At 66.9% G+C, this 25,562-nt stretch carries 18 protein-coding genes; 10 read left to right on the forward strand and 8 right to left on the reverse strand.

All coding sequences use genetic code 11. The features are described 5' to 3' along the window. Position 1 precedes the first annotated feature (1 nt). From ACEN9H_RS26920 to ACEN9H_RS26950, 7 genes are read left to right on the forward strand one after another with little or no spacing between them, the layout of a single operon-like run. Complete coding sequence (locus ACEN9H_RS26920) at positions 2 to 880, forward strand: glycosyltransferase family 2 protein (RefSeq protein ID WP_056129211.1); 879 nt, start codon at positions 2 to 4, stop codon at positions 878 to 880. Beyond that, positions 877 to 1,641: a hypothetical protein gene (locus ACEN9H_RS26925; RefSeq protein WP_056129208.1), complete on the forward strand. Its 765-nt coding sequence runs from the start codon at positions 877 to 879 to the stop codon at positions 1,639 to 1,641. The genes ACEN9H_RS26920 and ACEN9H_RS26925 overlap by 4 nt, the downstream gene beginning before the upstream one ends. 20 nt (positions 1,642 to 1,661) lie before the next feature. Then, on the forward strand, positions 1,662 to 2,435 hold the full coding sequence (gene rfbF, locus ACEN9H_RS26930; RefSeq protein ID WP_413672712.1) for a glucose-1-phosphate cytidylyltransferase: 774 nt from the start codon (positions 1,662 to 1,664) through the stop codon (positions 2,433 to 2,435). Then, on the forward strand, positions 2,396 to 3,538 hold the full coding sequence (gene rfbG, locus ACEN9H_RS26935) for a CDP-glucose 4,6-dehydratase (protein ID WP_413672713.1): 1,143 nt from the start codon (positions 2,396 to 2,398) through the stop codon (positions 3,536 to 3,538). Before rfbF ends, rfbG begins: the two co-directional genes overlap by 40 nt. Continuing rightward, entirely contained in the window at positions 3,526 to 3,942 is a 417-nt protein-coding gene (locus tag ACEN9H_RS26940) for a WxcM-like domain-containing protein (protein WP_413672714.1), read from the forward strand. The genes rfbG and ACEN9H_RS26940 overlap by 13 nt, the downstream gene beginning before the upstream one ends. Next, complete coding sequence (locus ACEN9H_RS26945; protein ID WP_413672715.1) at positions 3,939 to 4,817, forward strand: SDR family oxidoreductase; 879 nt, start codon at positions 3,939 to 3,941, stop codon at positions 4,815 to 4,817. The genes ACEN9H_RS26940 and ACEN9H_RS26945 overlap by 4 nt, the downstream gene beginning before the upstream one ends. A gap of 1 nt (position 4,818) precedes the next feature. Next, positions 4,819 to 6,081 carry a protoporphyrinogen/coproporphyrinogen oxidase gene (locus ACEN9H_RS26950; RefSeq protein WP_413672716.1) on the forward strand — a complete coding sequence of 421 codons (1,263 nt, stop codon included), beginning with the start codon at positions 4,819 to 4,821 and terminating at the stop codon, positions 6,079 to 6,081. 24 nt (positions 6,082 to 6,105) lie between these two features. Here the strand turns inward: ACEN9H_RS26950 and ACEN9H_RS26955 are convergent, their stop codons facing one another. From ACEN9H_RS26955 to ACEN9H_RS26965, 3 genes are all read right to left on the reverse strand, one after another. Then, the gene (locus tag ACEN9H_RS26955; protein ID WP_413672717.1) at positions 6,106 to 7,437 is read right to left on the reverse strand and encodes an HlyD family type I secretion periplasmic adaptor subunit; all 1,332 of its coding nucleotides are present in this window, start codon (positions 7,435 to 7,437) and stop codon (positions 6,106 to 6,108) included. Beyond that, positions 7,434 to 9,569: a peptidase domain-containing ABC transporter gene (locus ACEN9H_RS26960; protein ID WP_056129190.1), complete on the reverse strand. Its 2,136-nt coding sequence runs from the start codon at positions 9,567 to 9,569 to the stop codon at positions 7,434 to 7,436. The genes ACEN9H_RS26955 and ACEN9H_RS26960 overlap by 4 nt, the downstream gene beginning before the upstream one ends. Before the next feature lie 197 nt (positions 9,570 to 9,766). Continuing rightward, positions 9,767 to 17,221: a heme utilization protein gene (locus ACEN9H_RS26965; RefSeq protein ID WP_413672718.1), complete on the reverse strand. Its 7,455-nt coding sequence runs from the start codon at positions 17,219 to 17,221 to the stop codon at positions 9,767 to 9,769. 438 nt (positions 17,222 to 17,659) lie between these two features. Between ACEN9H_RS26965 and ACEN9H_RS26970 the strand changes: the two genes are divergently transcribed. Together ACEN9H_RS26970 and ACEN9H_RS26975 are read left to right on the forward strand one after the other, a co-directional pair. Beyond that, a complete protein-coding gene (locus ACEN9H_RS26970) occupies positions 17,660 to 18,229 on the forward strand; it encodes a lipocalin family protein (RefSeq protein WP_413672719.1) in 570 nt (189 codons plus the stop codon). 93 nt (positions 18,230 to 18,322) lie between these two features. Then, positions 18,323 to 19,228 (forward strand): helix-turn-helix domain-containing protein, encoded by a 906-nt coding sequence (locus ACEN9H_RS26975; RefSeq protein ID WP_413672720.1) that lies wholly within the window; start codon positions 18,323 to 18,325, stop codon positions 19,226 to 19,228. Here ACEN9H_RS26975 and ACEN9H_RS26980 read toward each other — a convergent pair whose 3' ends face one another. The 3 genes from ACEN9H_RS26980 to ACEN9H_RS26990 form a co-directional block, all read right to left on the reverse strand. Further along, positions 19,229 to 19,777 (reverse strand): DUF2058 domain-containing protein, encoded by a 549-nt coding sequence (locus ACEN9H_RS26980; protein WP_056129863.1) that lies wholly within the window; start codon positions 19,775 to 19,777, stop codon positions 19,229 to 19,231. It abuts the gene before it with no gap. 70 nt (positions 19,778 to 19,847) lie between these two features. After that, complete coding sequence (locus ACEN9H_RS26985; protein ID WP_413672721.1) at positions 19,848 to 20,999, reverse strand: alpha/beta hydrolase family esterase; 1,152 nt, start codon at positions 20,997 to 20,999, stop codon at positions 19,848 to 19,850. A gap of 9 nt (positions 21,000 to 21,008) precedes the next feature. Next, positions 21,009 to 21,425, reverse strand: coding sequence for a CopG family transcriptional regulator (locus ACEN9H_RS26990; RefSeq protein WP_413672722.1), 417 nt, complete (start codon positions 21,423 to 21,425; stop codon positions 21,009 to 21,011). Between the two features lie 163 nt (positions 21,426 to 21,588). On the opposite strand from ACEN9H_RS26990, the gene infA reads away from it, so the two are divergent. Then, complete coding sequence (infA, locus tag ACEN9H_RS26995; RefSeq protein WP_056129853.1) at positions 21,589 to 21,852, forward strand: translation initiation factor IF-1; 264 nt, start codon at positions 21,589 to 21,591, stop codon at positions 21,850 to 21,852. A 2-nt stretch (positions 21,853 to 21,854) separates the two neighbouring features. Here the strand turns inward: infA and ACEN9H_RS27000 are convergent, their stop codons facing one another. Together ACEN9H_RS27000 and ACEN9H_RS27005 are read right to left on the reverse strand one after the other, a co-directional pair. Further along, the gene (locus tag ACEN9H_RS27000; RefSeq protein WP_413672723.1) at positions 21,855 to 23,141 is read right to left on the reverse strand and encodes an MFS transporter; all 1,287 of its coding nucleotides are present in this window, start codon (positions 23,139 to 23,141) and stop codon (positions 21,855 to 21,857) included. Continuing rightward, positions 23,134 to 25,560, reverse strand: a complete 2,427-nt coding sequence (locus ACEN9H_RS27005; protein WP_413672724.1) for a family 20 glycosylhydrolase — start codon at positions 25,558 to 25,560, stop codon at positions 23,134 to 23,136. Before ACEN9H_RS27005 ends, ACEN9H_RS27000 begins: the two co-directional genes overlap by 8 nt. Positions 25,561 to 25,562 lie beyond the last annotated feature (2 nt).

Consider the following 25,562-nt stretch of genomic DNA (forward strand, 5'->3'; position numbering starts at 1 on the left):
CATGACGCTCCCCAAAGTCAGCATCGTCATCCCGTCGTACAAGCCCGAGCACTTCGAGCAATGCCTGCGCTCGGCCATCGGCCAGACATACCCGAATATCGAGATCCTCGTCAGCGACAACTGCCCGACCGAGGCCATCCGCGACATCTGCGCGCGCTTCCCCGAGGTGATCTACCAGCGCTGCTCGGTGACCAGGGACGGCAACATCCACGCCGCTTTCTTCTCGGGCAAGGGCACGTACATCAAGCCGCTGTTCGACGATGACATCCTGCATCCGTTCTGCGTCGAGCGCATGGTGGCCGCGATGACTGCGCAGCCGCGCGTCCAGATGACGTTCTCGGCCTCGCAGGTCATCGACGCCAACAACCTGCGCGTCGAAACCCGCCGTGCGTTCGAGGCCAGCGGTTCGATGACGGGCCTGGAACTGCACCGCAGCATGGTCCTCGGCATGCGCAACTTCGTCGGCGAATTCTCCACCGTGATGTTCACCCGCAAGAAGCTGTGGGAGATCGGCCACCTGCGGCTGTTCACGCTGGCCGGCCATGACTGCACGATCGGGCTGTCCGACGTGTCCGCGTACTGCAACCTGGTCGAAGGCGGCGATGTGTTCTACCTCGACGAGGAGCTGAGCTACTTCCGCCGCGACCCGCGCCTGCAGTCGGAATCGAATCCGGCCGTGAACAAGAATTTCGGCTATTGCTTCTCCGACTACTTCGACCTGCTGCTCGCCTCGCACCGCCTGGGCGTGATCAGCACCCAGGAACTGCTGGACAAGCGCGACCAGGTGCACACCGCCTACCTGCAGCTGCGCGGGGTCTTCTTCCAGATCGAGGAAGCCTGGCAGCGCTACACCGCCTACACGGAGGGCCTCGCCGCATGACGTCCCCGCCCCCCTTCTACTGCATCAGCCACAAGGATCCGGGCTGGCCCCTGCCGCCGTTCCTGACGCTCGTCGGCACCGGCGGCTACGTGCCGGAGCGCGGCATCGGCATGAGCGTGTACGCGCCCCAGTTGGCGTACAAGAACATGAAGCTGGGCGAATACGCGGCCCTCTTCATGATCCGCCGCCTGCTGGAAGAAGCGCATGCCGACGGTTTCGTCGGCGTCTGCCATTACCGCCGCTACGCCCTGGTCGCCGAGATCGGCCAGCTGCGCGGCTTCAACTACCACGCGCACCCGAGTGAGCTGCAGGATCTGCCCATCGAAGCCTTCATCGGCGACGGCACGACCCCGATCATCTCGGCGCCCATCAATTTTCCCGGCTCGGTCATGCAGCAGTACTCGGCGAACGCGGTCGGGCGCGACCTGCTGATGTTCTTCGGCGACGCGGTCGACTGCGGCGTGATCGACAGCGACGAGGCGATCAACTTCCTGTCCGGCACCAGCTTCATCACGGCGGGCAACGTGGGCTACATGCCGGTCGCCTGGTTCGTCGAGACCATGCGCCAGCTCGAAGGGGTCGTGGCACGCTTCGCCCACAACCATTACATCCGGCGCGAAGGTTACGAAGAACGTACGATGGGGCTGTGCTGCGAACGGCTGCACGGCCTGTTGCTACGCAAGAAGGCGCTGGAATACGGCGCGGACAAGGTGATCACGCGTCCCCTGACGGTGCTGACCGAGACCGGGCGCCTGAACTGAAAAAACGGCAAGGACATCGCATGAAAGCAGTCATCCTCGCGGGCGGCCTCGGCACCCGCATCAGCGAAGAAACCTCGGTCAAACCGAAACCGATGGTGGAGATCGGCGGCAAGCCCATCCTCTGGCACATCATGAAGGGCTATTCCACGCACGGCGTGAACGACTTCGTGATCTGCTGCGGCTACAAGGGCTACGTGATCAAGGAATACTTCGCCAACTATTTCCTGCACACGTCCGACGTCACGTTCGACATGCAGAACAACCGCATGGAAGTGCACACGCGCAGCGCCGAGCCGTGGAAGGTGACCCTGGTGGACACCGGCGACGACACGCTGACCGGCGGCCGCCTGAAACGCGTGCGCGACTACGTGCGCGACGAAGAGGCGTTCTGCTTCACCTACGGCGACGGCGTCTCGAACGTGAACATCACGGCGCTGGTCGATTTCCACCGCGCCCACGGCAAGCTGGCCACGCTCACGTCCGTCCAGCCGCCGGGCCGCTTCGGCGCCCTCAACCTGCAGGGCGACGAGATCACCAGCTTCCAGGAGAAGCCGCAGGGCGACGGCGCCTGGATCAACGGCGGCTTCTTCGTGCTCTCGCCGCAGGCCATCGACTACATCGACGGCGACGCCACCACGTGGGAGAAACAGCCGATGGAAGGACTGGCGCGCGACGGCCAGATGCGGGCGTTCTTCCACCACGACTTCTGGCAGCCGATGGACACCTTGCGCGACAAGATGCACCTCGAAGAGCTGTGGAAATCCGGCCGCGCGCCCTGGAAGACCTGGGAGTGATCATGTTCGGCGACATCTACCGCAACAAGAAGGTGCTGGTCACGGGCCACACGGGCTTCAAGGGTTCCTGGCTCGTCATGTGGCTGCTCAAGCTGGGCGCGCGCGTCGCCGGCCTGTCGGACGGCATCCCGACCCAGCCCTCCATCTTCGAGGAGACCGGCCTGGCCGGGCATATCGAGCACCACCTGGGCGACGTGCGCGACCTGGCCGCCGTCCGCCGGGTCCTCGCCGATTTCCAGCCCGACTTCGTGTTCCACCTGGCCGCGCAGCCGATCGTCTCGACGTCGTACAGCGATCCCGTGGACACGATCACGACCAACGTCATCGGCACCACCAACGTGCTGGAAGCCCTGCGCCTGCACGACCGCCCCTGCGTCGCCGTGATGATCACGTCCGACAAGTGCTACGAGAACGTCGAGTGGCTGTGGGGCTACCGCGAGACCGACCATATCGGCGGCCGCGACATCTACAGCGGCTCGAAGGGCGCGGCCGAAGTGGTCATCCATGCGTACTACTGGTCGTTCTTCCGCGCGCCCGATTGCAAGGTGAAGCTGGCGAGCGGCCGCGCGGGCAACGTGATCGGCGGCGGCGACTGGGCCAAGGACCGCATCGTCGTCGACTGCATGCGCAACTGGTCGGAAGGCCGCAAGGTCGAGATCCGCAGCCCGCAGGCCACGCGGCCGTGGCAGCATGTGCTGGAGCCGCTGTCGGGCTATCTCGCCCTGGGCGCGGCGCTGCACGAACGCCCGGAACTGTCGGGCGAAGCCTTCAACTTCGGACCGCGCGCGGAACAGAACCGCACCGTGCTGGAGTTGCTGGGCGACCTGTCGCGCCACTGGCAGTTCGCGAGTCCCGAACAGGCGTACGAGGTCACCGGGAATATCCCGTTCCACGAGGCGGGGCTGCTCAAGCTGAACTGCGACAAGGCCCTGTTCCACCTGCGCTGGGAAGCAAACCTGAACTACGAGACCTGCGTGCGCCTGGTCAGCGAATGGTATTACCGCTACTACCGCGAGCAGGCCGACATGCACGCGCTGACGCTCGCCCAGATCGGCGAATACGAAGCGCTGGCCTCGGCCCGGGGGCTGGCATGGACGCGCTGACGCCCTGCACGCTCACGCCGCTGGCGCGTATCGCCCACCCGAAAGGCGACGTGTACCACGCGATGAAGGCGACCGACCCGGGCTTCGCCGGCTTCGGCGAGGTCTATTTCACCACCGTGCATCCGGGCGTGACGAAAGGCTGGAAGCGGCATACGCGCATGACCATGAACCTCGTCGTCGTCGCGGGCAGCGTCACGTTCCACCTGCACGATGCCGGCACCGGCCGCACGACCTCGCACACGCTGGGCGACGCCGACTACGGCAGGCTCACGGTGCCGCCGGGCTGGTGGATGGCGTTCACCGGCACCGGAGACGGGGCGAACCTGGTCTGCAACATGGCCAGCATCCCGCACGATCCGGCCGAGGCAGTCAACGTCGACCTGGCCACCTACCCGCTCGCATGAAGATCCTGCTGACCGGCGCCCGCGGCCTCCTGGGAACGGCCATCGGCAAGGCGGCCGCCGCGCGCGGCTGGCAATGCGCGCCGCTGGCGCGTCCCGCGCTGGCGGACGCCCCGGCCTACCTGCCCGCCGAACTCGCTGCCGGCTGGGATCTCGTGATCCATGCCGCCGCCAACACGAACGTCGAGCAGTGCGAGCTCGACCCGTCCGCCTGCTACCGCGACAACCTGCTGCTGACCGAACTGATCGCCACCGCCTGCGCGCGCGCCGGCACGAAGCTGCTGTTCGTCTCCAGCACCGGCGTGTACGGCGCCCACGGCACGGCGCCCTGGCGCGAATACGACGCCGTGCGGCCGACCACGCACCACCACCGCAGCAAGGTGCTGGCCGAGGAACGCGTGCTGGCGGCGAGCCCGGACAACCTCGTCGTCCGCACCGGCTGGCTGTTCGGCGGCGCGCCGGACATCCCGAAGAATTTCGTCGCCCGCCGCATCGACGAGGCCCGCGCCGCGCTGGCGAGCGGCGCGACGATGCGTTCGAACGTCCAGCAGCGGGGCGTGCCCTGCTTCAGCGGCGACGTCGCGGCGCGCATGCTCGACCTGGGCGCGAGCGGCCTCGCGGGCGTCTTCAATTGCGTGAACGGCGGCTCGGCGTCGCGCCACGAGTACGTGCAGGCGATCGTGCGCCTGGCCGGCTTCGATCTCGAGGTCGGTCCCGCCGATGCCGCATCGTTCAACCGCAAGGCCAACGTCTCGGACAACGAAACGGCGGACAACTGGAAATGCGACCAGCTGGGCTGGCCGGCCATGCGCGACTGGCGCGCCGCCCTCGCCGCCTATCTCGAGGGCGAACTCGCCCCTTACCTCGCAGCGAACTGACATGGAAACCATCGATATCGTCATTCTGGGCGCGGGCATCGCGGGCCTGGGCGCCGCGCTACGCGCGCGCGAATTGAACCGCCAGGCCGTCGTCTTCGAGGCGCGCGACCGCGCCGGCGGCCTGCTCGACAACTTCACGGTCGACGGCTTCCGTTTCGACCACGCCGTGCACCTGTCGTTCGCGAGCGAACCGGAAGTGCGCGCGATCTTCGACCGCACGCCGTATCTCACGCACCCGGCCGATTCGTATTGCTGGGATGACGGCTACTGGCTCAAGCACCCGGTGCAGAACAACCTGTATCCGCTGCCGCCGGAACAGCGCGTGGCCCTGATCAAGTCCTTCCTCGCGCGTCCCGACACGCTCGCGCACGACGATTACGAAAGCTGGCTGCGCCACCAGTACGGCGACGCGATCGCCGAACGGTACCCGCTGCGCTACACGCAGAAATACTGGGCGGTGCCGGCCCGCGCATTGTCCACGACGTGGATCGGCAACCGCATGCGCCGCGCGGAACTGGACGAGATCCTGTTCGGCGCCCTGACGGGCGATACGCCGAACACGTACTACACCAAGGAGATGCGCTACCCCGTCGCGGGCGGCTACAAGGCGTTCATCCAGCCGCTGCTCGACGCCGCCGAGATCCGCACAGGCCACGCCGCGACAGGCATCGACACCGCGGCGCGCACCGTGACGTTCGCGAACGGCGCGACGGTGCGTTACCGGCAGCTCGTCAGCACGCTGCCGCTGCCCGTGCTCGTGCGCCTGGCCGGCAACGTCCCGGACGACGTGCGCGCGGCCGGCGCCGGCCTGCACGCCACGTCGATCGACCTGGTCTCCGTCGGCTTCGACAAGCCGCTCGTGAAGGACCTGTGGTTCTACATCTACGACGAGGACATCGCCGCCAGCCGCGCCTATTCGCCGTCCGTGAAATCGCCGGACAACGCGCCGCCCGGCTGCAGCTCGCTGCAGTTCGAGATCTACAATTACGACACGGGCAGCGCCCATGCGCCCGACGCACTCAAGGAGAACACGGTCTACGCGCTGCGCAAGATGTGCATCGCGGCGGCGGACGACATCGTCGTGCTCGACCATCGCCGCCTCGCCTACGGCAACGTCATCTTCGAGCAGGGAATGGAAGAACGGCGCGCCCGCGTGCGCGGCTGGGCGGGCGCTGCAGGCATCGCCACGTGCGGCCGGTTTGGCGAGTGGGATTATTTGTGGAGCAACCAGTCGCTCCTGAGCGGCTACCGCGCCCTGCCTTGAGGACAGGCGCGCGGCGCCGGGCGATCACGGCTCCCGGATCGCTTCGTCCAGCCCCTTCGTCAGGGGCCACAGCAGATACGACAACACGGTCCGCTTGCCGACCACGATTTCCGCGGTCAGCGTCATGCCCGGCAGCAGGCGCGCGTGCGGGTCCATGTTCTTCAGCTTCCCGCCGCCCAGGTCGATGCGGCTGACGTAGTAGGCATCCGTGCCCGATTCCGCATTCGCCGTGTCGCGCTTGAACGCGTCCTCGGACAGGGTGCGCACCTTGGCTTCCAGGGTGCCGTGCTTCTGGAACGGGAACGCGTCGAGCTTGATGTGGGCGACGTCGCCCGGCTTCACGTGGCCGACGTCGAGCGAATCGATCTGCACCTCGGCGTCCAGCGCGGTCCCCAGCGGCACGAGCGTGAACATCTTCTCGGCGGCCTGCGCGACGGAACCCTGCGACAGCTTGGCGATGTCCTGCACCATGGCGTCGGCCGGCGCGGTCAGGATGACCTTGTCGCGGCGCAGCGTGCCCTTCTTGATCTGCTCGGCCGTCGCGTCGCGCTCGCGCGTGAGGTTCAGCAGGTCTTCCATGATCTTCTGGCGCCAGCCGTTCACGAACGCGCGCTTCTCCGCCTCCAGGCCGGCCAGGGTGCGCCGGATCTCCGGTTCCTGGTTCTTCGCCAGCGTGTAGTCGCGCTCCACTTCCATGCGCTTGTTGCGCGCGTCCAGCAGGTTGACCTTGGCGCCGAATTTCTGGTCGACGAGGCGTTCCTGCATCGTCTCCACCTCGCGCAGCGATTTCGTCCTGTCGCCCAGCACCTGCTGGTCGCGCACGTTCGTGTCGAGCGAGGCGCGCGTCTTGGCGATGTTCTCCTCCAGGCGCGCCATCTGCGCGGCGAAGTTGGCGCGGCGCTCGCCCGCCAGCTTGTCCTGCAGTTGCGTGTCGGCCGACACCTTGCCCGTCTCGGCCGGCGTACCGCGGCCGGTCAGTTCGGCCTCGAGGCGTTTCACCTGCGTGTCCAGGCTGTCGAACTTCAGGCGGAGTTGCGCCTGGTCGGCATCCGCGTCCGTCGGGTCCAGGGTGGCGAGGCGCTCGCCCTTCTTGACGACCTGGCCGATGCGCACGTCGATCGAGCGGATGATCGACGTCTCGATCGGCTGCACGACGATATTCGACAACGGGGTGGTCAGCCTGCCCTGCGCCTTCACCACCTCGTCGATCTCGGCGATGCTGGCCCAGCCGAGGAAGCACACGAGCATCGCGGCCAGCGCGTGCACGGTGATGCGCGCGTACGGCGGCAACGGCCGGCGTTCGATCTCGTCGGCGTCCGGCAGGAACTCGATGTCGGTCGGATCGAGCGCGGTCACAGATGACTTGTTTGCTGGTTCCATAATTGAATGTAAGTAGAGCAGCGCGTCAGGAGTTCTTCATGGCGGCCCGCGTCCATCAATTGGCCGCGCTGCATGACCAGGATCGAATCGGCTTTGACGAGCGTCGACAGGCGGTGCGACACCATGATCACGGTGCGGCCGACGGCGATGCGCGACAGGTTGTTGATGAAGATCGCTTCGCTTTCCGGGTCGAGCGCGCTCGCGGCTTCGTCCAGCACGAGGATGCGCGGCTTGGCCAGCAGCGCCCTGGCGATCGACAGGCGCTGTTTCTGGCCGCCGGACAGGTTCGACGCATTCTCTTCCAGCATCGTGTCGTAGCCCTGCGGCATGCGCTCGATGAATTCGTCGGCACCGGCGGCTCTAGCCGCCTCGACGATGTCCTCGAACGAGGCCTCGGGCATCGTCGCGGCGATGTTCTCGCGCACCGTGCCGTGGAACAGGAAGTTCTCCTGCAGGACGACGCCGACCTGGCGGCGCAGGTGCGACAAATCGATCTCGCGGGCGTCGTAGCCGTCGAAGCGGACGATGCCTTCCTGGATGCGGTACAGGCCGTGGATGACCTTCGTGATCGTCGTCTTGCCCGAGCCGCTGCGGCCCACGATGCCGATCACGCTGCCTTCCTTGATCTCGAAGCTGGCGCGGTCGAGCGCGTTGTTCTGCGCGCCCGGGTAGCGGAACACGACGCCGTCGAACGTGATGTTGCCGCGCAGTTCGGGACGCAGGCCGCCGCTGCGGCCTTCCGGCGCGCGGTTCATGACCTCGCCCAGCATGCGGATCGACAGCGCGGTTTCCTGGTATTCGTTGACGAGGCCCACCAGGGCGATCAGCGGTCCGCTGACGCGGCCTGACAGCATCTGGAAGGCGATCAGGGCGCCGACGGACAGCGTCTGGTCGAACACGTCCTGGGCGCCGATCACGATGATCACGACGGGCAGCAGCTTGCCGAGGAAGTCGGTGATGGCATTGCCCGTGATGGAGATCTGGCCCACGCGGAAGTGCTGGATCAGCGCATTGGCCGAGCGCTGGTCCCAGGCGCGGCGCTGCATCGGCTCGATGGCCAGCGCCTTCACCGTGCGCATGCCGTGGATCGTTTCCACCATCAGCGCCTGGCGTTGGCCCTCGGCCGTGTACAGGTCGTTCAGGCGGCGCTGGAACGTGGGCACGAGCACCGCGACGATGCCGCTGATGAGCATCGTAAACAGCAGCACGATCATCGCCAGCTTGACCGAATAGCTGAACAGGATCGGCAGCAGGATGAACAGCGCGGTCAGGTCCAGCGCCGTGAAGAACATGCGACCGGTGAGGAAGCCGCGGATCTTTTCCATCTGCTGCATGTGGCGCACGACCACGCCCGCGGACGTGGTCTCGAAATAATCGATGGGCAGCGACAGCAGGTGCGCGAACGTGCGCCGCGTGAGGCGGATGTCGATCTTGTTCGTGGCCCACAGGGTCAGGATCTGGCGCATGAAGCCGAACGTGGACTCGAACAGCAGCGCGATGCCGATGCCGGCCGCCAGCACCCACAAGGTGGACACGCTATGGTGCACGAGCACCTTGTCGATCACGAGCTGGAAGAAGATCGGCGACGCGAGGCCGAGGATGTTCATGGCCATCGCCGCGATGGCGATGTCCCGGAACGCCGCCTTCTGCAGCAGGATCTCGGGAATGAACCAGCGCAGGCCGAACGGCTGACGCGTGTCGGAGAGTTTCGACGTGCGCTTGAGGAACAGGACTTCGCCGCTCCACAGCGACTGGAATGAGGCCGGATCGAGCATCTTGACGGCCCCGAGGTCGCCCAGCGGATCGAGCACGGCGAACACGCCGCCATCGTCCGCGCGGGCACCGACGACGATCATGCTGTTGCCGTCCTTCAGGCGCGCGAGCAGCGGGAACACGCCCTTCTGCCCCAGCAGCTTGTCGACCGTCAGCTGACGCAGCTTGGCCTTCAGCCCGATGCTCGAGGCCATCCCCAGCAGCATGGACGACGAGGGCTCCTCCGCGTTCAACGCGTAGTCGTGGATCAGGCGCTCCGGATTCACTTGCAGGCCATGATGCTGCGCGATGGCGGTCAGGCATTGCAGAGTTGTATGAGGAAATTTGTCGGCCATTAGGGAACTAATAGAAGCGAAGTGCGGCAGACCGAGAGATTACCTTGTTGTTGACCAGAATTGTTGCTGAACAGCACTGTGTTACGCCCCTTATTCTTGGTTTGTCGCAATTTGGACGCAAAAAAAGGCAAGACCGATAACGGTCTTGCCTTTTTGATGTCGCGGCGGGGCCGGCGCGAACCGGCCCCTGTGTTGCATTACTTGCGACCGCCGGTGGTGAGGAAGCCCGAGTCCTGCGGCGTCGTCACCGACTTGGCCAGCGATTCGGCCGTCGACGTCATCGCCGCGTTCGCACCGCTCACCTTGTTGCCGTTGATGTCGAACTGCTTCATCACGTCGACCATCGTGCCGACCGAAGCCAGCAGGCCGGTCTGCGCACCCGCCAGGTTCGGCAGGGTCAGGCCGCCGGCCGCCACGCCCGCATCGCCGGCGTTGAAGGCGGTCATCGCCTGGACCATGCTGCCGACCTTGCTGCTCAGCGAGGTCGCGGTCGCTGCGGCTTCCGCGGCCGACTTGTCGGTCGTGAACCAGACGTCGCCCGTGGCGGCCGTGGAGCCGTCGGTCTTCGTGAAGGTCGACTGCATGCCGATCCAGTTGCCATTGTCCTTCGCCGCGGTCTTGTCGCCGTTGACGTTGATGCTTGCCACGTTCAGCGATGCCAGGCTCTTCAGCTCGCCCGATTCGCTGACGCCGTCGCCGTTCGCGTCGACCCACACCTTCAGGTTGCTGTAGGCAGCATCCTTCGTGTCGATCACGCCGTCGCCGTTCGCATCCAGCTGGGCCAGTGCTTCGTAGCCGTTGGACGCGTTCTGGCCGTTCGCCAGCTTCGTCGACGTACCGAACAGCTCGCTACCGTCGTCGATCGCACCGTTGCCGTTGCGATCCAGTGCCAGCAGGCCGTCGGTCGCGTCCACCCAGCCCGTCGTGACCTTGCTGCCGGTCGCGAACAGGTCGAACTGCACGCCCTGGGCGATGCTCTTCGTGTGGATGCCGTCGCCGTTCAGGTCCAGCACGATCGGGCTGCCGACCTTGAGCTGCTGGATCTGTGCCGTCGTCATCGCGCCCACCTGGGCCGAGGTCAGCGCATGCACCTGGCCGGTCGTCAGCGCGGCGACCTGCGTCGTCGTCAGACCGTTCTGGATCTGGCTCGTCGTCAGTGCCTGGATCTGGTTCGTCTTCAGCACGGCGATGTCGCGGGTTTCGAGCGACGAGAGCTGGCTGGTCGTCAGCGACGACAACTGGCCGGTCGTCAGCGCCTGCACCTGGCTGGTGGACAGCGCGACGATCTGGTTCGTCGTCAGGCCGTTTGCCACCTGGCTCGTCGTCAGCGCGCCGATCTGCGCCGTCGTCAGCGAGGACAGCTGGTTCGTCGACAGGCCGGCCGAGATCTGCGCGGTGGTCAGCGCCGAGATCTGGCTGGTCTTCAGCGCGATCAGGTCGCGGGTCTCCAGCGCGGCGACCTGGTTCGTCGTCAGCGCGCCCAGCTGGGCCGTCGTCAGGGCGGCGGCATCGGCCGACGTCAGGGCGACGATCTGGTTCGTCGTCAGGCCTGCCTGCACCTGGGTCGTCGTCAGCGCGGCGATCTGGTTCGTCTTCAGCGCGGCGACGTCGGCGGTTTCCATCGCAGCGACCTGGTTCGTCGTCAGGGCGGCGACCTGGGCCGTCGTCAGCGCGCTGGCCTGGACCGTCGTCAGCGCGACGATCTGGTTGGTCGTCAGGCCTGCCTGCACCTGGCTGGTCGTCAGGGCAGCGATCTGGGCGGTCGTCAGCGACGCCAGTTGCGAGGTCTTCAGGCCGGCCGAGATCTGGTTCGTCGACAGTGCCTGGACCTGGTTGGTCTTCAGCGCGGCGAGGTCGGCGGTTTCCATCGCAGCCACCTGGTTCGTCGTCAGGTTACCGACCTGGCCCGTCGTCAGCGCGGCAGCCTGGGACGTCGTCAGCGCGACGATCTGGTTCGTCGTCAGGCCTGCCGAGACCTGATTGGTCGTCAGCGCGGCGATCTGGCTCGTCTTGAACGCAGCGAAGTCAGCCGTTTCCAGCGCGGCGACCTGGTTCGTGGTCAGCGCGGCGGTCTGGGCGGTCGTCAGCGCGCCTGCCTGGTTCGTGGTCAGGGCGACGATCTGGTTCGTCGTCAGGCCAGCCGACACCTGGGCCGTGGTCAGCGCGGAGATCTGAGCCGTCGTCAGCGACGCCAGTTGCGAGGTCTTCAGGCCGGCCGAGATCTGGTTCGTCGTCAGCGCGGCAACCTGGTTCGTCTTGAACGCGGCGAGATCGGCGGTTTCCAGCGCAGCGACCTGGTTCGTCGTCAGGTTGGCGGTCTGGCCGATGGTCAGCGCGCCTGCCTGGGCCGTGGTCAGGGCGACGATCTGGTTCGTCGTCAGGCCTGCGGACACCTGGTTCGTGGTCAGCGCGGCGATCTGGGCCGTCGTCATCGCCGCCAGGTCACGGGTCTCCAGCGCGGCGACCTGGTTGGTCGTCAGGTTGGAAGCCTGTGCAGTCGTCAGGGCGGCAGCCTGGGCCGTCGTCAGGGCGACGATCTGGTTCGTCGTCAGGCCAGCCGAGACCTGGGCCGTGGTCAACGCGGCGATCTGGGCGGTCGTCATCGACGACAACTGGTTCGTCGACAGGCCGGCCGAGATCTGGTTCGTCGTCAGCGCGGCAACCTGGTTCGTCTTGAATGCGGCGAGGTCGGCGGTCTGCAGTGCGGCAACCTGGTTGGTCGTCAGCGCGGCGGTCTGCGCGTTGGTCAGCGCGCCTGCCTGGGACGTGGTCAGGGCGACGATCTGGTTCGTCGTCAGGCCGGCGGACACCTGGTTCGTCGTCAGCGCGGCAATCTGGTTCGTCTTCAGCGACGCGAGGTCGGCCGTTTCGATCGCGGCGACCTGGTTCGTCGTCAGCGCGCCGACCTGGCCGGTCGTCAGGGCACCCGCCTGGTTCGTGGTCAGGGCAACGATCTGGTTGGTCGTCAGGCCAGCCGACACCTGGGCGGTCGTCAGCGCGGCGATCTGCGCGGTCGTCAGCGAGGAGAACTGCGCCGTGGACATGCCGGCCGAGATCTGGTTCGTCGTCAGCGCGGCAACCTGGCTCGTCTTGAACGCGGCGAGGTCGACGGTCTGCAGTGCGGCAACCTGATTGGTCGTCAGCGCGGCGGTCTGCGCGTTGGTCAGGGCGCCTGCCTGGGACGTGGTCAGGGCAACGATCTGGTTCGTCGTCAGGCCTGCCGACACCTGGTTCGTCGTCAGCGCGGCAATCTGGTTCGTCTTCATGGCGGCCAGGTCGGCCGTTTCGATCGCGGCAACCTGGTTCGTCGTCAGCGCGCCGACCTGGCCGGTCGTCAGGGCACCCGCCTGGTTCGTGGTCAGGGCAACGATCTGGTTGGTCGTCAGGCCAGCCGACACCTGGGCGGTCGTCAGCGCGGCGATCTGGGCGGTCGTCATCGACGCCAGCTGGTTCGTCGTCAGGCCAGCCGAGATCTGGTTCGTCGTCAGCGCGGCAACCTGGCTCGTCTTGAACGCGGCGAGGTCGGCGGTCTGCAGCGCGGCAACCTGGTTCGTCGTCAGTGCGGCGGTCTGGGCGGTCGTCAGTGCGCCTGCCTGGGCCGTGGTCAGGGCAACGATCTGGTTCGTCGTCAGGCCTGCCGACACCTGTGCGGTCGTCAGCGCGGCGATCTGCGCGGACGTCAGCGACGCCAGCTGGTTCGTCGTCAGGCCGGCCGAGATCTGGTTCGTCGTCAGCGCGGCAACCTGGCTCGTCTTGAACGCGGCGAGGTCGGCGGTCTGCAGTGCTGCAACCTGGTTCGTGGTCAGGTTGGCGGTCTGGGCGGTGGTCAGTGCACCTGCCTGGGCCGTGGTCAGGGCGACGATCTGGTTCGTCGTCAGGCCTGCGGACACCTGGTTCGTGGTCAGCGCGGCGATCTGGGCCGTCGTCATCGCCGCCAGGTCACGGGTCTCCAGCGCGGCGACCTGGTTGGTCGTCAGGTTGGAAGCCTGTGCGGTCGTCAGGGCGGCAGCCTGGGCCGTCGTCAGCGCGACGATCTGGTTCGTCGTCAGGCCAGCCGACACCTGGGCCGTGGTCAACGCGGCGATCTGGGCGGTCGTCATCGACGACAACTGGTTCGTCGACAGGCCGGCCGAGATCTGGTTCGTCGTCAGCGCGGCAACCTGGCTCGTCTTGAACGCGGCGAGGTCGGCGGTCTGCAGCGCGGCAACCTGATTGGTCGTCAGTGCAGCGGTCTGCGCGTTGGTCAGCGCGCCTGCCTGCGACGTGGTCAGGGCGACGATCTGGTTCGTCGTCAGGCCAGCCGACACCTGGTTCGTCGTCAGCGCGGCGATCTGGTTGGTCTTCAGCGACGCGAGGTCGGCCGTTTCGATCGCGGCGACCTGGTTCGTCGTCAGCGCGCCGACCTGGCCGGTCGTCAGGGCACCCGCCTGGTTCGTGGTCAGGGCAACGATCTGGTTCGTCGTCAGGCCAGCGGACACCTGGGCGGTCGTCAGCGCGGCGATCTGCGCGGTCGTCAGCGAGGAGAACTGCGCCGTGGACAGGCCGGCCGAGATCTGGTTGGTCGTCAGCGCGGCGATCTGGTTCGTCTTGAACGCGGCGAGGTCGACGGTCTGCAGCGCAGCAACCTGGTTCGTGGTCAGTGCGGCGGTCTGCGCGTTGGTCAGCGCACCTGCCTGGGACGTGGTCAGGGCAACGATCTGGTTCGTCGTCAGGCCAGCCGAGACCTGGTTCGTCGTCAGCGCGGCGATCTGGTTCGTCTTCATGGCGGCCAGGTCGGCCGTTTCGATCGCGGCAACCTGGTTCGTCGTCAGGGCGCCGACCTGGCCGGTCGTCAGGGCGCCTGCCTGGTTCGTGGTCAGGGCAACGATCTGGTTCGTCGTCAGGCCAGCCGAGACCTGGGCGGTCGTCAGCGCGGCGATCTGGGCGGTCGTCATCGACGCCAGCTGGTTCGTCGTCAGGCCGGCCGAGATCTGGTTGGTCGTCAGCGCGGCAACCTGGCTCGTCTTGAATGCGGCGAGGTCGGCGGTCTGCAGCGCGGCAACCTGATTGGTCGTCAGTGCGGCGGTCTGGCCGGTGGTCAGGGCGCCTGCCTGGGACGTGGTCAGGGCGACGATCTGGTTCGTCGTCAGGCCAGCCGACACCTGGGCCGTGGTCAGCGCGGCGATCTGGGCGGTCGTCATCGACGCCAGCTGGTTCGTCGACAGGCCGGCCGAGATCTGGTTCGTCGTCAGGACGGCAACCTGGTTCGTCTTGAACGCAGCGAGGTCGGCGGTCTGCAGCGCGGCAACCTGGTTCGTGGTCAGTGCGGCGGTCTGCGCGGTGGTCAGCGCGCCTGCCTGGGACGTGGTCAGGGCAACGATCTGGTTCGTCGTCAGGCCTGCCGACACCTGGTTGGTCGTCAGTGCGGCGATCTGGTTCGTCTTCAGCGACGCGAAGTCGGCCGTTTCGATTGCGGCGACCTGGTTCGTCGTCAGCGCGCCGACCTGGCCGGTCGTCAGGGCACCTGCCTGGTTCGTGGTCAGGGCGACGATCTGGTTCGTCGTCAGGCCAGCCGAGACCTGGGCGGTCGTCAGCGCGGCGATCTGCGCGGTCGTCAGCGAGGAGAACTGCGCCGTGGACATGCCGGCCGAGATCTGGTTCGTCGTCAGCGCGGCAACCTGGCTCGTCTTGAACGCGGCGAGGTCGACGGTCTGCAGTGCAGCAACCTGGTTCGTGGTCAGCGCGGCGGTCTGGCCGGTGGTCAGTGCGCCTGCCTGGGACGTGGTCAGGGCGACGATCTGGTTCGTCGTCAGGCCTGCCGACACCTGGTTCGTCGTCAGCGCGGCAATCTGGTTCGTCTTCATGGCGGCCAGGTCGGCCGTTTCGATCGCGGCAACCTGGTTCGTCGTCAGGGCGCCGACCTGGCCGGTCGTCAGGGCGCCTGCCTGGTTCGTGGTCAGGGCAACGATCTGGTTGGTCGTCAGGCCAGCCGAGACCTGGGCGGTCGTCAGCGCGGCGATCTGCGCGGTCGTCATCGACGCCAGCTGGTTCGTGGACAGGCCGGCCGAGATCTGGTTCGTCGTCAGCGCAGCAACCTGGCTCGTCTTGAACGCGGCGAGGTCGGCGGTCTGCAGCGCGGCAACCTGGTTCGTGGTCAGCGCGGCGGTCTGGCCGGTGGTCAGCGCGCCTGCCTGGTTCGTGGTCAGGGCAACGATCTGGTTCGTCGTCAGGCCAGCCGAGACCTGGGCCGTGGTCAACGCGGCGATCTGGGCGGTCGTCATCGACGCCAGCTGGTTCGTCGTCAGGCCGGCCGAGATCTGGTTCGTCGTCAGGACGGCAACCTGGCTCGTCTTGAACGCAGCGAGGTCGGCGGTCTGCAGCGCGGCAACCTGGTTCGTGGTCAGTGCGGCGGTCTGCGCGTTGGTCAGCGCACCTGCCTGGGACGTGGTCAGGGCGACGATCTGGTTCGTCGTCAGGCCAGCCGACACCTGGTTCGTCGTCAGCGCGGCGATCTGGTTCGTCTTCATGGCGGCCAGGTCGGCCGTTTCGATTGCGGCAACCTGGTTCGTCGTCAGCGCGCCGACCTGGCCGGTCGTCAGGGCACCCGCCTGGTTCGTGGTCAGGGCAACGATCTGGTTCGTCGTCAGGCCAGCGGACACCTGGGCGGTCGTCAACGCGGCGATCTGGGCGGTCGTCATCGACGCCAGTTGGTTCGTGGACAGGCCGGCCGAGATCTGGTTGGTCGTCAGCGCGGCAACCTGGCTCGTCTTGAACGCGGCGAGGTCGGCGGTCTGCAGTGCGGCAACCTGGTTGGTCGTCAGTGCGACGGTCTGGCCAGTGGTCAGTGCGCCTGCCTGGGACGTGGTCAGGGCGACGATCTGGTTCGTCGTCAGGCCAGCGGACACCTGGGCCGTGGTCAGCGCGGCGATCTGGTTCGTCTTCATGGCGGCCAGGTCGGCCGTTTCGATCGCGGCGACCTGGTTCGTCGTCAGCGCGCCGACCTGACCGGTCGTCAGGGCACCCGCCTGAGCCGTGGTCAGGGCAACGATCTGGTTCGTCGTCAGGCCAGCGGACACCTGGGCGGTCGTCAGCGCGGCGATCTGCGTGGTCACCATCGACGCCAGCTGGTTCGTGGACAGGCCGGCCGAGATCTGGTTCGTGGTCAGCGCGGCAACCTGGCTCGTCTTGAACGCGCCGAGGTCGGCGGTCTGCAGCGCGGCAACCTGGTTCGTGGTCAGCGCGGCGGTCTGCGCGGTGGTCAGTGCGCCGGCCTGGGACGTGGTCAGGGCAACGATCTGGTTCGTCGTCAGGCCTGCCGACACCTGGGCCGTGGTCAGCGCGGCGATCTGGTTCGTTTTCAGCGACGCGAAGTCGGCCGTTTCGATCGCGGCGACCTGGTTCGTCGTCAGGGCGCCGACCTGGCCGGTCGTCAGGGCACCCGCCTGGTTCGTCGTCAGGGCGGCGATCTGCGTGGTCGTGAGGCCGGCCGAGATCTGGCTCGTGGTCAGGACAGCCAGGTCACGGGTTTCGATGGCCTGCAATTGGTTGGTCGTCAACGCACCAAGCTGCGTCGTCGAAAACGCAGTCATGTCGGAGGTCGCGAGGGCGACGATTTGGGAAGTAGTCAGCGCCTGTATCTGGGCGGTGCTCATTCCGGTAATAACTGATGCCATGGTCGATGAACCTTTAATATATTGAACGTTGTCCGAATGATCGCCGCCCGATGCGCGATATCAGTAAAAGACTATTTCCCTAAGGATACATTTTATTGGTGCGCTTACGAATGCTTTACGGCAACAAACCGGCCAACTTGAGGCATTTTCGGTTGTTTTTTCTCCACAACGCACTCTCCACCACGTATTTTTATCCCTTCGATAATTCATCCGGATCGGCTTTTCCAGCCACGTGGCGCTTGACGTTTCTTGCGTTGCCATTAAGAAGTTTCTGTCAGCAGAAGAGAAAGGCGACAGCCGGACGGCTGCCATTAAGTCTGCAGGGCAACTTTCTTGCAAATCAATGTAGTTGCATTATTGATAATCGATTGGCGGCGGGCGACGGCTTGGGCGAGGTTGTCGTACGATAGACACAGTCCCGTTCAACAACGTATCCCCATGCTCCCGAATACCCGCCTGATCCTCTTGCTGCTCGGCCTACTCGGCGCCAGTGCGACGCTCCTCGCCGCCGAACGCGGCGCCCGTTCCGCGTCCGTGACGCCGGTTCCTAGCCTCGACGTGCCGCGCTACATGGGCGCCTGGTATGAAATTGCAAAATACCCGAACAGGTTTCAGAAACAATGTGCCGGCAACACGACGGCGCATTACAGCCTGCAGCCGGACAAGACCGTGCAAGTCATCAACCGCTGCCGCCGCACGGACGGCACCATCGACGAGGCGGTGGGCACGGCGCGCCAGCTGGGCGGCCCCACGTCGCCCACGCTGAAGGTCCGGTTCGCGCCGGCCTGGCTGTCGTTCCTGCCGATGGTGTGGGGCGACTACTGGGTGATCGACCTCGACCCGAATTACCAGCTGGCTGCCGTCAGCGAGCCGGGGCGGGACTATCTGTGGATCCTGTCACGCACCCCGACCGTGTCGCGCCAGGCGTACGGCGCCCTGCTTGAGCGGCTGGAGCGGCAAGGGTTCGACCTGAGCAAGCTGGAGATGACGCCCCAGGCGGCGTACTGACAACACTCGGCGGCGGCGGCAGCGGTAAACGCTTGCCAACGGCATGTTATTTACGGAAACTAGTTATTTCAATTTTGTAAATGATTGCCGTTGATGTCGAAGACCGCCGCGCGCGTGTCGCGCCTGTATGAAGTGATGGACCTGATGCTGGACTCGGTCGGCGATCCGCTCGCATTGAAATCGCTGGCGGCGTCGGCCAGTTATTCGTCGTTCCACTTCGACCGCATCTTCCGCGAACTGACGGGCTTCTCGGCCTGCGAATACCAGCGCAAGCGCCGCCTGCGCCGCGCCGCCCACCTGCTGCGTCACGAGCCGGACGTGCCCATCGTGCGCATCGCCCAGGATTGCGGCTTCCCATCGAACGCGGCATTCGCCAAGGCATTCAAGCAGCAGTTCGCGATGTCGGCCAAGGCGTGGCGCGAAGGGGGGTGGCGCGACTACATGGACCAGCAGGTCGGCCGCGAGAGCGACGTCAGCTTCTTCGTCGCCGAGCCGGACAACCTGGAAGCGATCCTGGCCCCCTACTGCCCGCCCGAACCGGGCACGATCGCCGCGCGCATCGCCGTGCGCAACCTGCCGGCGCTGACCTTGCGCTACCAACGCTTCTTCGGCCAGTCCGGCGCGGCGCTGTCGTTCGCCTGCCACGACTTCATCCAGGAACGCGAGAAGGCCGACGGCGTGCCCGCCAGCACCCCGTGGTACGGCGTGTTCGACGAAGACCCCGGTTTTACGGGCGAGCGGGAATATTGCTATGACTTCGGGTGCGCGGACGATACCGTGCTCGACCCCGGCCTGGGATTACGCGTCCTGCCGGCCGGCACCTACGCCTGCCTCGACTTCGACGACGAGTGGCCGCGCTTCCGCTCCATGTACGAGGACTGGCTCGACAAGCAGGCCGTCTGGCGCCTGGACAGCACCCGGCCGCACATCCAGAAGGTCGAACGCACGCCCGAGGGCCGCTGGCGCGGCTGGCTCGCGCTCCCGATCAAGAAACGTTGATCACCAGTCGAAATCGTCGGGGATCTTGAAGTCCTTGTACGGATCGTCCTCGCCTTCCGCGACGGCTTCGGCAGCCTTGTTCACGCGTACCACGCGTTCCGGCGCCCGTTCCGCGATCTTGTCCGCGATCACGCGCGGCACCAGCTCGAAGCCGCCCGCGTGGGCGACGATCGACAAACGGCCTGCCACCAGGTGGTCGCGCACGGCCGCGGAGACGTGGATGCGCTCGATCTTCGTGCCGATCGTGAAGTTGTAGACGACGTCCAGGTTGCCCTTGCCCTTGGGCTGGCGGTTCACCTGGATCATCTGCGTGATCTGCGCCTCGACGGCCTTCGCGGCGGCGGCCGCATCGCGCTGGGCGTTCAGGGCACGGGCGCGCTCGGCCTGCTGGCGCTGGGCCTCGGCCACCGCCTCCTTCGTCTCGTTGACGCTTTGCACACCGGTGCGGCGCTCGATTTTTTGCTGCTTGGCCTTTTCCTGGTTGACGACCTTGACCTTCTTCTTGTCGACCAGCCCGGCCTTCATCAGCTGCTCCTGCAGGGAAACCATCCTGTACTCCATCAACGATCGTGGGAATCCTCCAGCATAGCAAACCTGGAGGTTTCGCAACAGTCGCCGATCAGTCGCCGGCCTGGTCCAGGAAGAAGCGCAGCATCTCGGCCGACGCGCTTGGTCCGGCCGCATCCGTGTACGAACCGGACGGATCGCCGCCGGCCCAGGCGTGACCCGCCCCGTGCACGACCCAGTGTTCCGCCACCGCGCGTCCGGCATCGTCCAGCGCCGTCGTGCGCGTGTGGCCGCGGCCGGTGCCGGCCGTGCCGCGCTCCTCGATCTCGCGTACGGTCCCGTCGCCCAGGAACTGGCGGATCAACACCTCGCCGTTGGACGGATGGACGACGGCGTCCTGGTCGCCGTGGAACACGATCAGCGGCACGCGGCGGCGCAGCGTCCGGCTGGCGCCGTGCAGGTGCTTGCCCTTCATCGCATTCAGCCCCGACATGAGGTCGCGCGCCGCGCCGACCGGCAGGCCGGAATGCACGCCGACGGCCGCATACAGCTCGGGATAGGCCGCGCCCATGACGGCCGCCATCGCCCCGCCCGCCGACAGGCCGGCGATGTAGACGCGGCGCGGATCGGCGCCGTGCTCCTGCACGATCTTGCGCGTCATGCCGGCAAGCAGCGAAGGCTCGCCCTGCTCGCGCTGCTGGTGGGTCGCGTCGAACCAGTTCCAGCAATTCGAACTGTTGGCGCTGCGCTCCTGGTCCGGATACAGCACCAGGCAGCCTTGTTCTTCCGCCAGCCGGTTCATGGCCGTGCCGGCCGCGAAATCGGCGGCACTCTGCTGGCAGCCGTGCAGCATGACGACGAGCGGACGCGGCCCGGTCGCCGCCCGTGCCGGCACATACAGGCGGTAGCGGCGCGTGCCGGCTGCGTTGCCGAACGATCCTTCGATAAATTGGCCGGGCGCGTCAGGCGTGACCGGCTGTGGACGCGGGCGCAGCGCGTCCAGGCGCGCGCGCCAGTCGTCGGCCGGCTTGCCGCCTTTCGCCGTGGCCTGACGCCGCAGCCAGTCCGGCACGCCGTTCAGGTCGACGAACGGTGCGCGCGCCGGCGCTTCCGCCGCGGACGGCGTGGCGGCGGGCGCGCCCGGCATCAACCCGGCATTGCGCAGCGCATCCTGGATGAGCGCGGTGGCCGCGGCCGGGTCCTTGCCCTGGCCCGAACGGACGGCGCTGAGCATGTTTTCAACAAATTGTTCATAGGGTTTCATGGTGTTCCTTCAAATATGGATGCGGTCCGCAAGTGCGGACTTGACGGCGGCGGGAGCCAGAAAGGCGCCCAGCACCTGGATCGACGCGATGGCGTCGCGTGCCAGCTCGGGCGTGACGTCGTCGTCGATGGTGGCGAGGCCCAGCACATGGATGTCGAGCCGCTCGCCGGCGGCGACGCTTGCTTCAAGCTCTGCCCTCGTATAGCGCTGCATGCCCATGACGAAGCGCTTGCGCGTCACCGTCTGGCGGATCACGTCGCCGTGCTGCTGTAACTGGTTGCGGATGGCCGTACGGACGAAATCCGTGCGGTTCGTATAAAACCCTTCCGCCACGAGCAGGTCCATCTGGGCGAGATCGACCAGACCCAGGTTGATCGTGACCTTGTCGGTATCAGGGAATTTGGGTTTCGTTTCGACGAGCTTCATGGAACCTCCATGGTTTTATACGCCCATCATACTCCAACCAGAGTATAAATGGAGTATAACTAAAACTCATCCAAATACGTTATAATATGCGTTCCGGCTATATAGCCGACTCACCTCATCGACACGCCGGCATCCGCCGCGCGCCCGCCACCCAAGGACCCTCATGGCCAAAGAAGAACTCATCGAAATGGACGGCATCGTCCAGGAAATCCTGCCCGACTCGCGCTTTCGCGTCGACCTGGACAATGGACACAAACTGATCGCTTACACGTCGGGCAAGATGCGCCAGCACCATATCCGCATCCTCGCGGGCGACCGCGTGACGCTGGAGATGTCCGCGTACGACCTGAGCAAGGGTCGCATCACGTTCCGCCATATCGAGAAGCGCAACGCAGCGCCGGCGCGCCGCCCGACCTACCGCCGCTGACGTCAGTCCTGCGTCGCCGGTGTCATCTTCACGAACCGCGTCAATACGAGCACCGGCAGCGCCGACAACACCACCCACAGGAAGAAGTGACGGTAACCCAGCGCATGCTGGATGTCGCCGCTGACCACCTTCGACAGCACGAAGCCCAACTGCATGAACCCGGACCCCAGCGCGTAGTGCGCGGTCTGGTAGCGGCCGGGCGCGATCACCTGCATGATGAACAAGATCATGCCCACGAAGCCGAACCCGTAGCCGAACATCTCGGTCGACAATGCGGCCATGACGAGGCCCAGGTGCGACGGTTGCGCCGCGCTCAGGTACCAGAACACGAGGTTCGGCACGTTCATCGCGAGGATCAGCACGAGCATCGCGCGCCTGAGGCCCACGCGCGCCGTGAACCAGCCGCCGAGGATGCTGCCGACCAGGAAGGCCGCCGTGCCGGCCGTGCCGTAGATGGCGCCCACTTCCTGCGTGGAGAGACCGAGGCCGCCGACCGCGCGCGCATCGCGCAGGAACAGCGGGCCGATCGTCTGCACCTGCCCTTCCGCGAGACGGAACAGCAGGATGAACACGATGCCCATCCAGATGCCCGGCTTGGCGAAGAATGCGCGCACGACGTCCACCAATACGTCCACGCTGCCACGCATCGACGCCCCGGCGCCCGTCCTCGCGGTCTCGGGCAACGCCCACGCGTGATACAGCCCGAGCCCCGCCAATAAAGCCCCCAGCAGCCCGAACACGGTCGCCCACGCGGCCGGCGGTCCCACGCGCTGTTCGAGGAAGCCGGCCAGGATCACGAGACCACCCAGCGACAGGAATTTCGCACCGTTGAAGAACGCGCCCTGCCAGCCGGCGTACGCCGCCTGCTGGCGCTCCGAAAGGTTCGCGATATACAAACCGTCGGCCGCGATGTCGTGCGTGCTGGACGCGAACGACACGATGGCCAGCAGCCCGATCGCCAGCGCGAACCATGCGGGCAGCTGCAGCGCGACGGCCAGCGCCGCGAGCGCGATGCCGCCCGTGACCTGCAGCACGACGACGACCCGCTTCTTGCTCGCCGCGAGTTCCAGGAATGGACTCCACAATGCCTTGAACACCCAGGCGAGGCCGAGGACGCCGGTCCAGCGCGCGATCTGCTCGTTGGGCACGCCCATGCTCTTGAACATCAGTCCCGCCACGAGGGCGACGGCGTAGAACGGCAGGCCCTGCGCGAGGTACAGCGTGGGCACCCACGCGAGCGGATGACGGTGCGCCTGGGGTGCGAGGTGGTCGGGACGAATGCTATCCATGGGAGTCCAGTGCGATGACGACGGTTGCGCTCTTGCGGCCGCGCGTGTCGAAGGTGGCGACCTTGAACACGGCGGCGCCCTGCCCCGCCTCCACCGGTCCCGTGTAGCGCGGGCTGGCGGCATCGGGCTCGCTGCCGTCCAGAGTGTAATGCAGCGCCAGGCCCGGCAGGGCCACGTTCGCGTGGAACGTCCGGCCAGCGGCGACGGCGCCCGGCGGCGGCAACCGGTAGCCGTAGGCCAGCGGCGCGCGGTCGAGCCGTACCAGTTCGCGCTGGCCGAGGCGGTTGGCGAATTCGTTCCACGCGTCGTCCATGGCGCGTGTGCGCGCATCGGCGTCGTCGATCGCGCACCAGCCGGGATCCGGCGCCCACGCCCGCTCCGCCAGCGCCACGAGGCGCGGCGCGGCCAGGTATTCGATGCGGTCGCGCGTGCGGGCATTCTCTCCCCACAGCTGTCCCTGCAGGCCATTGACACGGCGCCGGCCCGCGGCCGTCAGGCGCGTCATCGCGGCCAGCCGCCCGGGCGGCACGCTTTGGCCCATCGGGTCGGTGGCCGCGCTGACGATCATGTCCAGCGGGCAGAAGCCGAACGCATGGCGCGTCTCCACGAAGCCGGCCCAGTAATAACCGGGTTCCTGCGGATCCTTCGCGTAGGCGAGGTCGAAATACAGGTTCGCGGCATTCGCCAGCACGACGTCGTAGCCCGCATTGGCGAGACGGTACGCGACGTCTTCCTTGCCCGAGCCCCAAGCGTTGTTCCATGCATAGACCTGGAAACCGGGGCCGCCGTCCTCGTACACGAGCGCCGTCTCTTCCCAGCCCGCGAACGCGAGGCCGTGGCGCGCGAGGATCGCGCGGCAGCGGTCGACGAAATCCGCCTGCAGCTGCGCGATCCGGGTCCAGCCCCGCTCGCGCATCAGCGCCCGGCAGCGCGGCGAGCCTTCCCACGCGCCCGGCGGCACCTCGTCGCCGCCCGTGTGGATGGTCTTGAGCGGCACGCCGGCCTCGCGGTACAGCGCCGCCACGTGGGAGGCGATCGTGTCGATGAAGCGGTCGACCGACGGCAGCGCGATGCAGATCACGTTGTCGCGCCACAGCTGCACGGATTCGTAGACGGAGGCATCGTACGGATCGCTCAGCAGGTAGCGCTCCGCGCCTTCGATATCGCCCTGCGCGCGCAGGCGGTCGTGGCGCGCGCGCATCGCCAGCACGGCCGCGCGCGCGTGGCCCGGCATGTTGAATTCCGGGATGACCTCGATGTGGCGTGCGTGCGCGTAACGCAGGATCTCGATGAACTCGTCCGCGTCGTAATAGCCCGTGCCGGACGATGTGCCCACGTCCGCGCCGGAACCGAACGACGGCGGGAGGGTATGGTCGCGCGCCGCGCCGCGTTTGCTGCCGATGTCCGTCAGTTCCGGCAGCGCGTCGATCCGCAGGCGCCAGCCCTCGTCGTCCGTCAGGTGCAGGTGCAGCCGGTTCAGTTTATAGCGCGCCATGCAGTCGAGCAAGCGCTTGACCGTGGCGACCGAGGCGAAGTGGCGCGCCACGTCGAGCATCATGCCGCGGTAGCCGAAGCGCGGCGCGTCGAGCACGCGGCCGCACGGCAGCACACCATCCGCATCCAGCAGCTGGGCCAGCGTCTGGATGCCGTTGAACACGCCATGCGCACCGGCGCCGCGCACGAGGATCGTTTCGGGATCGATGTCGAGCCGGTACGCCTCCGGCCCGTCGGTCGCTACCGTGCCGATCTCCAGCAGGATGCGCGCGCCGTCGCCCTCCGGCAGATCGCCCAGGAGAGCGCGCAGCAACGCCGCCTCGCCGGCCAGCGCGGCGCCGGCCATGATCTCGCTGGAGGCCGACAGCCGGCTGCGCGCGTCCGTGAAGCGGGCCGAGAGCGGCGTCGGCGTGATGCGGCCGACTTCCGCATCCGGCAGCAGGCGCAGGCCGCCGTTCTCGCGCCAGCGCCAGGCCGCGTCGGCCGGCGGCAGCACGTCGCCCGCATGGCGCTGCAGCTGTTCCGGCCGCGCGAACGGCGTGACGTCCGCGTCGCCCAGGTCGACCGTGCGCCCGTCCGCTGCGACGAGGTAGAAGCCGAGCGGCGCGTCCGTCAGGCTGATGGCCCAGAACTGCGCCTCGTAGCGCACGTCCAGCATCTCGCCGGGCTGCCACGGCGACGGTGCCGTGCGCCGCAGCGCGAACAGGTCGCCGTTGACGTGCTCCAGGTCGAAGCCCGCGCTCACGCTGCCGGCCAGCACGCGCCGGCACGCGTTGAAGTACACGGTCCATCCCGCCGCGATCGGCGCGTCCGACACGTTGGTGAGCGTCAGGCGCGCCGCGAACGCGTCGTCCGCGACGAGGTTGGACAAGCACGCCCACGTCACGACGACCGGCGCGCCGTAGCGCTTCTGTTGTTGCGACACGA

It is taken from the genome of Massilia cellulosiltytica (assembly GCF_047325105.1).
Lineage (GTDB): Bacteria > Pseudomonadota > Gammaproteobacteria > Burkholderiales > Burkholderiaceae_D > Telluria > Telluria orientalis.